The 13,336-nt window shown below is 73.9% G+C and carries 4 protein-coding genes; all 4 read left to right on the top strand.

Annotated elements, in window-relative coordinates; translation table 11 throughout:
• Positions 1 to 179: 179 nt before the first annotated feature.
• From Vau01_RS29845 to Vau01_RS29830, 4 genes are read left to right on the top strand one after another with little or no spacing between them, the layout of a single operon-like run.
• Positions 180 to 2,537, top strand: coding sequence for a M64 family metallopeptidase (locus Vau01_RS29845; RefSeq protein ID WP_203999344.1), 2,358 nt, complete (start codon positions 180 to 182; stop codon positions 2,535 to 2,537).
• A complete protein-coding gene (locus tag Vau01_RS29840; RefSeq protein WP_203999341.1) occupies positions 2,534 to 5,962 on the top strand; it encodes a DUF6603 domain-containing protein in 3,429 nt (1,142 codons plus the stop codon). The genes Vau01_RS29845 and Vau01_RS29840 overlap by 4 nt, the downstream gene beginning before the upstream one ends.
• Positions 5,959 to 8,877, top strand: a complete 2,919-nt coding sequence (locus Vau01_RS29835; RefSeq protein WP_203999338.1) for a hypothetical protein — start codon at positions 5,959 to 5,961, stop codon at positions 8,875 to 8,877. Before Vau01_RS29840 ends, Vau01_RS29835 begins: the two co-directional genes overlap by 4 nt.
• Positions 8,874 to 13,310 (top strand): ATP-binding protein, encoded by a 4,437-nt coding sequence (locus tag Vau01_RS29830; RefSeq protein ID WP_203999335.1) that lies wholly within the window; start codon positions 8,874 to 8,876, stop codon positions 13,308 to 13,310. The genes Vau01_RS29835 and Vau01_RS29830 overlap by 4 nt, the downstream gene beginning before the upstream one ends.
• The last annotated feature ends 26 nt before the right edge of the window (positions 13,311 to 13,336 follow it).

Here is a 13,336-nt window from a genome sequence, read left to right as displayed (position 1 = left end):
GCGGTATCGCGCGCATCGTCCATGATCTGTCGGAACGGGTTGCCCGGGCGGCTTCCCGGCCATGGCCGGGGCGACCTGCGGAATGGTTGCCGCACAAGGCCGATCGGGCGTTGCAGACGTCTGACCGAAGACGCATTGACACGGGGCCGGGCGTTGTGCGCGGTGTTAGGTTCCGCCGCATGCCTGTCACGTCGATCGAATGGATCGGTTCGGGAGCCGACGATCTCCACCTGATCCCCGGCCTGACCGGGCCCCAACTCAACCACCTGGTGTTCGTGCGGCGCACCGAGGGGAACCTGCGCCTCGACGCCGTGGTCGCGCCGATCACCGTGACGATCAAGGCGAACTTCGGCGGTGCGCATCCGGAGGTGCAGGTCGACGCCGCCACGGGAGCGGTCAGCCTCACGGCGCTGCCGGCTCCGCCGCGGCTGCTGGACTTTCTCATGACCGTCGAGGTGAAGGAGGGCGCCAACACCTTCAACCTCTACCGGCGCGTCGTCATCCACAACGCGGTCACCAACGTCTGGCTGGCGCCGGATCCGCTCACGGTTCACCAGGGCACCGCCAACGTCGTGTTCACCCTCCTCGCGGAGTTCGACGACGGCACCTACGGCGATCTGACGCCGTGGTGCCCGCCGACACCGCCCGCCGCGGCGGACCGGACGTACGTCAGGGCGACCGCGGCGGCCGGCACGCCGATCGTCGGGTGGACGCCGAACGCGGGTGGGGCCGTCACCGCACAGGCGGCCACCGGCGTGCTGACCGGGGTCGCGGCGGCCGGCGACGTGAACGTCACGGCGACGATCGCCGCGCCGGTCACCAGGAATGCCACCGGGATCGCCCGGCCCGCGGCGCCGTGGACGACACCGGTGACGCTCGACCATCTCGGCGGGCCCGGGTTCGGCGCCCTCGCCACCGCGGCGAACATCCTCATTCTTCCCGACGGGTTCACCGACGCCGAGCGGCACGACTTCGAACGGCAGGCCTTCAAGCTGGCGCAGGCGTTGCAGACCCGCCGGTACACACGTCCCTACGACGTGCTCGGCAAGAGCCTCAACTACTTCTCGGCCTGGGTGCCGTCGCGGCAGGCCGGCATCTCCGCGCTGGGCCCGGTCCGCCGGTTCAACGTCGCCGGCGCGCTGGCGGACGCCGAAGAGGTCGACACCGCCGTCCCCGACACCGCCGCCACGATCAGCGCCGCCTGGACCGTCGGCAATCCACCGACTCCGGCGACCAACGACCGCTTCCTCATCAACGACTGCGACACCCTGTTCGGACTGACGCTCGGCGAACGGCCGCGGGCACAGCGGCGCCTGCCGCTCCGCGCCGTCACGTACCGGTCCACCCGGCTCGCCGAGACCAGCATCGACGACTTCCTCCGGAACCTGCGCGTTCCCGGCGGTGCGGCGGTCGGCGCCATGTGGGCGCGTGGCGGGAAGGACCAGGACCGCGTCATGGTTCTGGCGCACACGAACCGGTACGGCGGCGGCAACACGTCCCGCACCGGCGGCGGACGGTTCATCGGATCGAACCTGGCGCAACAGGACCACCACCGGATCCAGGACGCGACGGCCCCGCGACGGGGCAAGGATCTCGTCGCCGATCCGGTGCCCGCCGGCCTGGAACTGATCGCCTGGGTGACCGCCGCGCACGAGCTCGCCCACTCGTTCACGCTCGAGGACGAGTACGGCGGCAGCGGTCTCCTGCCCGCGAACCGGGCCGCCGGCTTCGCCACCGCGGCCAACGTGCAGCCGCGCAGCACGTTGCTGACGGGCGTCAACCTCGACGCCGACAAGGTGAAGTGGCGGTGGCCGCGCCTGCGGGCGGCCGGTGTGACGATCGGGCTGGCGACCTCGCGCGGCGGCAACCGGTGGCGGGTGGTGCTGCGGCCGGGTCACACGGCCGACTTCGCCCGCGGCGACGTGGTGCGGTTCCGGCGGCGGCAGTTGCTCACCGCGGGCGCACCGTCCGACCGGTTCATCGTCACCGACATCGCGGCGGCCGGCGAGCAGATCGACCTGGAACAGTTGTTCGCGGGAGCGTTCGTGCCCGGCAACTTCCCGGCCGGCTCGGTGCTGATGGCGCCGGCGCGCGGGCCGGATCCCAACCCGGCCGGCCGCGTGTTCGGCCCGGACCTCGAGCTGATGCACGCAACGGTCCGGGGACGCATCAACACCACCCGCAACCCGTTGAACGCCGCGGCGGCCGATGCCGCGAACCCGAACCGGCCCTGCGTCGGTGGGCAGCCGACGCCGACGCCCGCCACCAACTTCGGCCCGCCGGTCCCGGTACCGAATCCGCCGCAGTACTCGTCGTGGATCGTCGGCGTCTACGAGAACGGCGCCACGTTCGACTGCGACATCTACCGGCCGACCGGGATCTGCCTGATGCGCCAGACCGCGTTCAACGACGCCGCGCTCGGCACCCAGCGTGCCTACCAGTTCTGCCCGGTGTGCCGGTACGCGATGGTGGACCTCGTCGACCCGTCGCAGCACCGCTGGATCGACAACGACTTCGCCGCGAGGTACCCGGTATGAGCGAGCGCAGTACGATCCGTTCGGTCGCCGGGCATCTGGCCCTCGCGATGCAGCCGCTCGTCGCCGGCTTCCGCGACGCCGACTCGTTCCGCGTGCTGATGCTTCGCCTCGGCTGGGACGTGCAGTCGCTGCCACCGTCGTATCTCGCGGTCGCCGACGCCGCCGCGCAACTCGTCGACGCCGCGAAGTCGCTCGCCGACGACGCGGGCCTCGACGAGTCGCTGGCGCTCGCCCGGTCGGCCGGCGACCTCTACCGCGCCGTCTCCGCGCTCACCGCCGTTCCGCCGGGAATGGATCCGGCGGGCCTCGCCACGCTGGCGCGCAGCCTGTTCGAGCTGTTGCTGGTGGACTATCTGAACGTCCAGCTGCCCCGGCTCGGGTCCACATTGGAGCTTCTCGGTGTCATCCGGTACGAGACGGTGGCGGCGGCCGGCACGCGCCCGGCGTTCACCCGCACGCGGTTCGAGTGGGAGGCGCTGCCGAAGGTTCTCACGGATCCGACGACGATCCCCGAAGTCGTCCTCGGTTGGGGGACGTCGCAGTTCGACTTCGCCCGTGCCGCGGTGCTGTTCGGTGAGCTGGGTTACGCGCTCAACCTGGCGACGGCGATCGAGCGCATGGACGCCGACTTCGCGAACGCGGTGCAGAGCCAGGCGACCGGAACCCCCGCGGCCCAACTGCTGCAGGCGTTGCGGCTGGCGTTCTTCGACGTCGCCGTGGCCGGGCAGGTGCACGACATCGGCCTGCTCGTCACCGAGCTGCCCGCCGAGGGCGGCGCGCTGCCCGGTGTGCTCATCCTCCCGCTCGTGCCCGACCACATCGCCGTCGAGATACCCGTCGACAGCCGCTGGACGTTCAAGCTGCGCGCCGGTACCGATCTCGCCCAGCAGCTCGGCGTCGTGTTCCGGCCCGGCGAGCTGAGCGTCCGGTTCCCGTTCGCGCCGGGACGTCCGGCGCCCTCGGCCGGATTCGGCGTCACGCTGTCGTTCACGCCCGCCGGTCCCGTGCTGCTGCTGGGAAGCCCCGGCGGCAACCGCGTGGAGCTGGCGGGGCTGGACCTCGCGCTGGCCCTCGACGTGCGCGGCGGCGACCTCGAACTCACGGCCGCTGTCGCGCCGCGCGGGCTCGTCGTGGTGGTCACCGGCCGGGGACTCGACGGCTTCCTCGGCGGCCTGCTCGGCGACAAGGAGTCGCGCATCGAGCTGCCGATCGGCGTCTCGTGGTCGAGCCGGACCGGGCTGGACTTCCGTGGCGGGGCGGGGTTCGAGCTGTCCGCCAACCCGCACCTCGAACTCGGCCCGGTGCGGTTCGACCGGGTCGACCTCGCGACGAAGTTCGTGGCCGGTGCCGGGGTCACGCCGGAGCTCGACATCCGGGGCGGCGTCACGTTCTCCGGCTCGCTCGGTCCGGTCGCGTTCGCCGTCGACCGGATCGGGGTGCACCTTCCCGTCCGGTTCGAGGCGGGCAACGCCGGGCCGTTCGACGTCGGATTCGGGCTCCACGGTCCCGGCGGCATCGCGCTGTCGGTCTCGTCCGGGCCGGTGACCGGTGGCGGGTTCCTGTTCTTCGACCCCGACAAGCAGCAGTACGCGGGCGGCCTGCGGCTGGAGTTCGAGAAGCTGACGCTCAACGCGATCGGGCTGCTCACCACGCGCATGCCCGACGGGTCCGACGGCTTCTCGCTCCTCGTCATCGTGCAGGCGTCCGGGTTCACGCCGATCCAGCTCGGCTTCGGCTTCACGCTCAACGGCGTCGGCGGCCTGCTCGGCATCAACCGCACCGTGTCGGTGGACGCGTTGCGGGCCGGGCTGAAGAACCGCACGCTCGACGCGATCCTGTTCTCACCCGACGACCCGACGCCACGCGCGCCGCAGATCGTCTCCACGCTGCAGACCGTCTTCCCGCCCGCGGCCAACCAGTACGTCTTCGGTCCGATGGCGCTGATCGGCTGGGGCACGCCGACGCTGCTCACCATCGAGATCGCGCTGATCCTCGAACTGCCGTCGCCGATCCGGCTGATCGTGCTGGGTCGCGTGCGGGCCGCGCTGCCGAACCCCGACCAGCGGATCGTGAACATCAACCTCGACGTCGTCGGCGTCATCGACTTCGACAAGCGCGAGCTGTCGGTCGACGCGACGCTGTACGACTCGACGGTCGGCCCGTACGCGCTCAGCGGCGACATGGCCGCGCGGGCGAGCTGGGGCTCCAACCCCGACTTCGCCATGTCGGTCGGCGGCTTCCACCCCGCGTTCAAGCCGCCGGCCGGTTTCCCGACGCTGCGCCGGCTCACGCTGGCGGTGTCCACAGGGGACAATCCGCGGCTGCGCATGGAGACGTACTTCGCGCTCACGTCGAACACCGTGCAGGTGGGTGCGCGGCTCGACCTGGCCGTGCGGGCCGCCGGGTTCAGCATCGAGGGCGGGCTCGCGTTCGACACGCTGATCCAGTTCGACCCGTTCCGGTTGCTCGCCGAGATCCGCGCACACCTCGCCCTCAAGCGCGGCGGCACGACCCTGCTGGGTCTCGACATCGACGTGCACCTGAGCGGGCCGGCGCCGTGGGTGATCTGGGGCAAGGCGCGCATCAAGCTGTTCATCTTCACCATCTCGATCCCGTTCCGGGCGCAGTTCGGGCGCGACGAGGACATTCCGGCGATCGAGCGGCACGACGTGTGGCCGGTGCTCCGCGACAGTCTCCGGGCCGACGCCAACTGGACCGCGCAGCTGCCGGACGACCGGAGCCGCCTCGTCGTCCTGAGCGAGGGCGCGGGATCGGGGACCGACCTGCTGGCGCACCCGCTCGGAACGCTGGGCGTCTCGCAGAACCTCGTGCCGCTGGAGCGGACGCTCGGGCTGTTCGGATCCGTGCCACCGCGCGACTTCGACCGCTTCGCCATCACCGGCGCCAGCGGCCTGCACGTCGACGGGCGGCAGACGCAGTACTTCGCGCCAGCCCAGTTCCGGCAGATGAGCGACGAGGAGAAGCTTGCCAGCCCGCCGTTCGAGCGGATGGTCTCCGGTGTGCGGCTCGGCCCGGAGGGCGGCGCGGCGATCGGGTTCGTGCAGGAGACCCCGCTCGACTACGAACAGGTCGTCATCCTCGACCTCGAACAGCCCGCCGGCGAACGTCCCGCCGAGAGCTACACGCCCGCCGGGACGACGGTTGCGGCGCTCGCCGAGTTCGGACCGGCGGGCAGCGCCGACCTCCGCACCACCGGCCGGGCGAGGTTCGGCCCGGCCGAACCCGGGCCGCGGGTCGCCGACCCGGTGTACGCGCTCGTGAGCAAGGACCAACTCGCCGCGACGCAGGCGCTCGCCGACGACGGGCTCGACGGTACCTTCACCGCCGCGGCCGAACGCCTGCGCGGGCGCGCGGACCGGAACGAGCTGCAGATCGTCCGCATCGAGGAGCTGGAGCTCGCATGAGCAGTTATCGCTTCATCGCGTGGTCGCGGCGAGGGCTCGCCGCCGCGATCCCGGCGCAGGCGCCGGCCGCCGCGCGGGCCCGGATCGACGTGACGCTCACCGTGGCCAAGGGCGCCGCGGAGACCGAGGACGTCACCCGCACGCTCGCCCTGTACGGCCCCGGCGACGTCGTCGCGCTCGACGGCCGGCAGATCATCCGGCGCGAACCACGGCCGGGAAGCGCCGACTTCGAACCCAACTACTTCCCGTCGGTCGAGTTCGACACGCCCGAGCTGCCGTGGCTGGTGAGCCCGGACCCGAGCGCGACCACGGTGAAACCGTGGCTGGTGCTCGTCGTCGTGCGCCGCGAGCTGGCCCGGCTCGACGTGGACCCCCGCCGGCCCCTCCCGTTTCTCAGCCTCGCCGCCGCCGACGCACAGACCGAGCTGCCCGACCTGAGCGAGTCGTGGGCGTGGGCGCACGTCCAGCTCGCCGGCACCGACGCGCCACCGGTCGAGGCGCTCGACGGGCGCGACCCCGAGCGGACGCTGGCCCGGCTGCTCTCCCCGCGTCGGCTCGCGCCGCAGCGGGCGTATCTGGCGTGCCTGGTTCCGGCGTACCTCGCGGGTGTCCAAAGTGGACGGGGCGAGCCGGTCACCGCGGGTGCCGAACCGGCCTGGCCGCCGCCGGGCGGATGGGGCACGGTGACCGGGCGGTTCGAGCTGCCGGTCTACGACCACTGGGAGTTCGCCACCGCCGAGGTCGGCGACTTCGAACTGCTCGTCCGGCGGCTGCGGCCGTTCCGGGCCGGACCCGACATCGGCGTGCTGCCGGTCGACATCTCCGACCCCGACCCGGCGTTCGACAGCCTGCACCTGCCGACGCCGACGCTGCTCGACTTCGAGGGCGCGCTGGTCTCCCCCGAGCGCCCGGCCCGCCAGTGGCCGCCCGGGGTCCAGACGCGGTTCCAGCAACGGCTCGAGGACCTCATCGAGGTGCCGCCGGGCGTCGACGCGACGGTGCTCCGGCCGCCGGTGTACGGCACGTTCCAGGCCGGCACCGGGCCCGTCGTCCCGGACGCGGGCGCGGCCAGGCCGTGGCTGCGGGAGCTGAACCTCGACCCCGGCTGGCGCGCCGCCGCCGCGCTCGGTACCCGCGTGGTGCAGGAGCACCAGGAGTCGCTCATGGCCTCCGCGTGGGACCAGGCGGGCGAACTGGAGCGGGCCAACAGCATGCTGCGCCAGGCCGAGCTCGCGCGGGCTGCCACCGGCGGCGTCCGGGACAAGCACCTCGACGGGCTTCCACCGGACGGCGCGGTGCGGGTGACGGAGCCGGTGCACAGCCGCATCCGCGTGGCCGCCGACGGCACGCCGCACGGGTCCGGGGTGAGCGCCACGTTGCGGTCGAGCGTGCGCCAGAGCGTGTTCCCGGAGGCGGCCGTCTCGCCGCCGTTCCGCCGGGCGCTGCGACCCGCCGGACCGCTCGGCCGGCGCCTGCCCGCTCCCGCGCCGCAGGTGACCGCGCAGCTCTCCGACGGGCTGGCGGTGGGCCGGCTCCGGGTGCCGATCCGCCCGGCCCGGGGCGGCGCCGACTTCGACGACGTCGGTGCGCGCATCACGCCGCCGGGCGGCGACGCCCCGCGGTTCCAGCAGTTGCGCGACAACCTGGCGGAGGCGGGCGGGTGGCGGAAGGTCGCCACCGACGCGCCCGACGACGGCGGCTTCTACATCGGCGCCGACCCGTTCCCGTCGGGTCTCGCGCGGTCGCCGGCGACCGCGATCCGGCTGCCCGGCGATCCCTGGGACGTCGAGGAGCCGGGCCGGCGCGGCGACCGCGTGCGCGGCATCAACAACCGGTTCAAGCAGGCGACGGACTTCCTGCTCCAGCACCTTCCGTCCACTGTGGAGGCCCCGCCGCCGGCCGGTGCGCACCTCGGCCTCGCGCCGGTGGCCGACACGCTGGTGGGCCGCGGCGGCGTCCTGGAACCGGATCGGACCGTGACCCGCGCGGTCGCGACGCTCGTTCCGCCGGCCGAGGGCGCGCGGGACCTCGCCCCACGCAAGGTGACGCCGCGCTTCCCGCAACCGATGAGCCAGCCGCTCAGCACGCTCGACGGGCAGATGCTGCTGCCCGGCATCGACCGCATCCCCGAGGACAGCCTCTCGGTGCTCGTCGGCAACCCGCGTTTCGTCGAGGCGTTCATGGCCGGGCTGAACCACGAGCTGAGCCGGGAACTGCTGTGGCGGGGACTGCCGGCCGAGCTGTCCGCCACGTTCGCCGACCGGTTCTGGGACGTGCGCGGGCTGCCCGGTCGCGGCGACGACACGGCGACCCTGCCGGCGATCGCGACCTGGCCGGGCGCGCTCGGCGCCAACGCGGCGCAGGCCGCCGGCGCCGACCTGCTCGTGCTGCTGATCCGCGGCCGGCTGCTGCTGCGTTACCCGCACACCGCCGTGTACGCGGCGCGGGCGGTGTCCACAGTGGACGGCGGGCTCGTGCCCGGCCCCGACGAGCGTTACCCGCTGTTCCGCGGCACGGTCGACCCCGACGTCAGCTACCTCGGTTTCGACCTCGACCTCACCGAGGCGCGCGGCGACGACGGCGGGCCCGGCTGGTTCTTCGTCATCCAGGAACAGCCGACCGCGCCGCGCTTCGGTCTCGACGAGCCCGACGGCCCACCGGCGCCGCCGGCCAGCTGGTCCGACCTCGACTGGGCCGATCTCGTGCCCGCCGGCACCGACCCGTCGACGATCCGCTACGCCGGGCTGTCCGGCCCGCTGTCCACACCGCCGGCGACGCTGCCCGTGCTCGCCGGGCGGCCGCAGCCGACCGCCACCTGGGCGGCCGACGCCGCGCAGATGGCCGCGATCACCTTCCAGCGTCCCCTTCGCGTGGCCGTCCACGCCCGGACCGCGTTGCCGGAGACCAACTCATGAGCATTCCCGTCCTGACCCGGATCGCCGCCCCGGCGCGGCCCGACGAGGCACTGCAGGCGCTCCCCGGCGACGAACTGGAGGCGATCGGCACCGCGTTCGGCAACCAGGGCGGGCAGTCGGCCGTGCAGGTGACCGCGCAGTCCGGCGCGGTCCTCAACGCGACGATCGTGAGCTGGCGCAACGACCGCGTGCGGTTCGTGTTCCCCGACGGGCTAGGCGCGCCCGGGCCGAAGCCGGTCCGCGTCCGCAACCGCGACGGCGCGAGCGCCGCCGTGACCGTGACGCTCGAAGAGCCCGCCCGGCTGTCCTCGGCGCCGGTCGCGCTGCTGCCACTGCTCGTGCAGACGCGGTTCATGGCGCAGGGCCGGGAGCTGTGGGTGCGGGCGATCCCGGACACGATCCACGTCGACAGCCACGACGAGCGGCTCACGGCCGAGGAGGTCGCGCTCGGGCAGCGCTACCGCGACGCCGGCGACGGGCGCGACGACGCCTGGCTCGACCTCACCACCCGGTTCGGCGTGCCGCGGGCGGAGTGGATCGTGCGGGCGACGCTGTCCGGCACGGTCACCACCCGCGCCGAGCCGTGGGCCCGCGCCGCGCGGAGCCGGCTGCTCCCCCGTCGCCTGCACGTGTTCGCGTTCGACGACGCGGGAACCGTGATCGCGTCGCAGTACGGGCGACCGGTCCCGTTCGAGCTGCCGATCGGTCCCGACCCGGAGGCCGACGACGACACCGACCCGACCACCGACCCCGGCATGAGCTGGCTGATCTCGTTCCCCGCCGCGCAGAGCCGGGGCATGGCGGTCAAGCTGACGCTGCCGACCCCGGCGCCGACGCGCATCGCGCGGGTCGTCGTGCTCGGCGTGGAGACGGCGCTCTCCCCGCAGGCGGCGGCCGGCGAGCTCGCCGGGGCGCTGCTCGCCCACCGGTACACCGACGGCGTCGGCTTCCTGAACGAGGGGACGCCGACCAACGTCACCCCGTCCGCGCCCGTCGACCCGGAGCCGGTCGGCGCCGACCGGCCCGCCGACGCGCCGGCGCCGCTCGCCGACGGGACCAACGCGGCCGAGGCCGCGCGGGCGCTCGGGCTCGGCGACCGCGCCGCCGAGGTGTTCTCCGGCACGCCCAACGCCGGCGACGGCGCCCGCCTGCGCGACGCGCGCACCCGCCTGAACGCCGCGCTGTGGCCGGCGACGTGGGGGTACTTCCTCGACCACATGTTCGCGCCGGACGTCTCCGCGGCGGACGCCGAGGGCGCCCGGCGGCACTTCACCGCGTGGGTCCGGGGTTGCGGCCCGCAGCCGACGTTGCGCATCGGTACCCAGCCGTACGGGCTGCTGCCGGTGCTGCCGATGAACCGCTGGACCGCGGTCGACGAGGAGCCACCCGTCGCGCGGCTGGCGACCTTTCTGCAGGGCACGCTGCGCCCGATCTGGCGGGCGTCGACGGTCGCCGTCCCGCGCGTCGACGACACGCCGGACCCGGACAGCACGCGCGACAACCCGCTCCTGACCGTCCTGTCGATGCAACCCACGTCGGTCAGTTTCCGTGGCCGCAGCGTCCTCGGGCTCGATTTCGTCGACGCCGCCTGGCGGTTCATCCGCAACCGGCTGACGACCGACCAGCTGCTCGGCCCGGCCTGGAAGGCGGAACACGCGGCGCTCACGCGGGCCGCCCTGGAGGCGCACGGGCTCGGCGACCTGCACCCGTACCTCGAACGCACCGTGTTCGCCACCAACTACTTCCCCGTTCCGTTCCCGCTCGTGCAGGACGGCGGCGCGCCCGACCAACCGCTGTCCGTCGACTGGCTGAGCGTGCTCAACGGGTCCGGCTGGCGGGACCTGCGCGACGACGCGTTCGACCTGTCCGGGCTGACCGAGCGGCCGCTGCTGTACCTGTTGCTGCGCCACTCGCTGCTCGCCGCGTACCTGTTCGCGGCCGGCGCCATGGACCCGCCCGACCCGTGGCGCGGCGGCGAGGAGGTGCTGCACGGCATCGACGAGATCGAGGACAACCTCGACGCGCCGCGCCCGGGGCTGACCTGGGACCGGCTCGCGTCGAAGGGCGCGCAACTCGACGCCGTACCCCGGCCGCCGCTCACCGACGTGCGCGACGGCATCGCCGGGCTCGTCGGCGCGCCCGTCGACGTGCTGGAGCGCGCCGCCGCCGAGGCGCTCGACCTGTGCTCGCACCGGCTCGACGCCTGGATCACCTCGTACGCCCAGCGCCGGCTGCACGCGATCCGGGGCGCGACCGGCGCCGGCGGCGTGCACCTGGGCGCCTACGGCATGGTCGAGGACCTCGTGCGCGACGACGGCCGGGGCAGCGCCGGCTACGTGCACACGCCGTCACCGTCGCACGCGTCGGCGGCGGCGATCCTCGCGAGCGGCTTCCTGTCGCACTCCGACGGCGGCACCCGGCACCCGTTCGGCATCGACCTGTCCTCGGCCCGCGTCCGCACCGCACTGTCCCTTCTGGACGGTGTGCGGGCCGGCCAGCCGCTCGGCGCGCTGCTCGGCTACCGCTTCGAGCGCGCCCTCCAGCAGGGCGGCCTGGCCCGCTTCGTCGACGACTTCCGTACCCTGTCGCCGCTGCCGGTCACCGGCTCGGCGACGGTGTCGGCGGGCAACGTCGTCGACGCGCTGGAACTGCACCGGCTCTGGGTCGCGGCCGGGCGCACCCAGCCCGACGCGTGGCCCGGCGGCACGGCGCGCACGCCGCTGCAGGCCGTGTTCAACGACCTCGACGACGCGGTCGACGCGATCGGCGACATCCTGCTGACCGAGGGCGTGTTCCAGCTCGGCCGGGGCAACGCCGAGCGGGCCTCCGCCGCCCTGCACGCCGCCGCGCAGCCGAGCGGCACGCCGCCCGAGCTGGAGGCGATCTACACGCCGCACGCGGGCACGGCCGTCATCCACCGGCTCGCCGTCCTGCTGCCCGGCGAACTGTCCTCGACACCCGGCTGGAACCAGCCCGCGTCGCTCGCCCGGCGGGCCGCCGCCGAGCCCCGGCTGAACGCCTGGGCCGCGCGCGTGCTGTTCGACCCGGAGCGGATCCGGTACCGGGTGCGGTACCTGCGCGCGTCCGACGGCCACCTCTTCGACGAGCAGGAACGTCACCTCGACGACCTCGTGCCGGCGATCTCGCCGCTCGATCTCGTGTACGCCGCCGCGGCGAACGCGCAGAGCCAACTGTCCGAAGTGGAGCAACGCATCACGTACCACGCGCTGCGGACCCGGCCGAACAACGTGCCGGCCGACGCGGTCGTGCGCGTGCTCGACATCGCCCCGAACGACGAGGACGCCGACGAGATCGGCATCGTCGAGGCGATGGAGCTGGCCCAGTCGCTCCGCGAGACGCTGACCGGTGCGCGGGCGGTCGGCCCCGACGACCTGTCGCTGCCGGACGCGCCGGGCACGGCGGCCGTCGACGTGGCCGAGGCCGAGAGCCGCGCCACCGCGGCCGTCTCCGCGCTGCGGTCCGCCGACACGGCCCTCGGAACCGCGATCACCGGTGAGGCCCTACGGACGGCGCTGTTCGGCGCGCTCGCGTTCGGCGTGCCGGGCGCGGTGCCGGTCTCCGCGTTCGGCGACGCCGCGGCCGACCGGGCCGAACTGGGCGTGCAGGCGGCGACGGTCCAGGCCGAGGTGCGGCGGCGGATCGCCGCGATCGACGGGCTCGCCGTGCCGCCGGCGTCCGATGTGGACGGTCGGGTCGCGTACGCGGTCGCCCGGCTGGAGACGGTGTTCGGCAACGGTTTCCGGGTGGTGCCGCGCTACCAGTCGCCGCCGCGCAACGACCGGAACCAGGTCGACGTCTCGTTCCCGGCCAGCGGATCGCTGCAGGGCGGCGACGAGCAGCAGGTGATCCGCTGGTTCCAGCGCCTGACCCGGGTGCGCGAGGGTGCCCAGCGCCTCGGCGACCTCCTCCTGTACGCCGACGCGCTCGGCGGCGAGGATCCGGCCCGCTTCGAGGTGGCGCAGCTGCCGGCCACCCCCGGCGAGCGGTGGCTCGCGCTGCCGTTCGCGAACGGCACGCCACCGGCCGGGCGGGTGTCGGTGGTGGCGCACCTGCCCGCCGGTGCGCCGGACCCGAACCGCAGGTTCGCGGGGCTGGTCGTCGAGCACTTCACCGAGGTACTGCCGGCGCCGGCGAAGACCACCGGGCTGGCCCTGCACTACGACCAGCCCAACGCCGCGCCGCCGCAGGCGATCGTGCTCGCGGTGCCGCCGCGCCCGAACGAGGACTGGACGCTGGAGAAGCTGCGCGACGTCGTGCTCGACACGCTCGACCTCGCGAAGATCCGGATGGTCGACCTCGACGCGTTGCAGGAGGCCGGGCAGTTCGTCCCGGCGACGTACCTGGGGTTCAACGCGAAGGGCGTCACCGTCGCCACCGACTTCCTGTCCGGCCGCGGCATCCCGCTGGGCTGACCCGTTCATGGTGAAGGGACAACGAC

It is taken from the genome of Virgisporangium aurantiacum, assembly GCF_016863635.1.
Taxonomy (GTDB): Bacteria; Actinomycetota; Actinomycetes; order Mycobacteriales; family Micromonosporaceae; genus Virgisporangium; species Virgisporangium aurantiacum.
This window is presented reverse-complemented; position numbering and strand designations above follow the sequence as displayed.

What these genes read in the sequence shown, in the direction of transcription:
- Vau01_RS29845 (WP_203999344.1), top strand. Translation starts at nt 180, where the DNA reads ATGCCTGTCACGTCGATCGAATGGATCGGTTCGGGAGCCGACGATCTC.
- Vau01_RS29840 (WP_203999341.1), top strand. Translation starts at nt 2,534, where the DNA reads ATGAGCGAGCGCAGTACGATCCGTTCGGTCGCCGGGCATCTGGCCCTC.
- Vau01_RS29835 (WP_203999338.1), top strand. Translation starts at nt 5,959, where the DNA reads ATGAGCAGTTATCGCTTCATCGCGTGGTCGCGGCGAGGGCTCGCCGCC.
- Vau01_RS29830 (WP_203999335.1), top strand. Translation starts at nt 8,874, where the DNA reads ATGAGCATTCCCGTCCTGACCCGGATCGCCGCCCCGGCGCGGCCCGAC.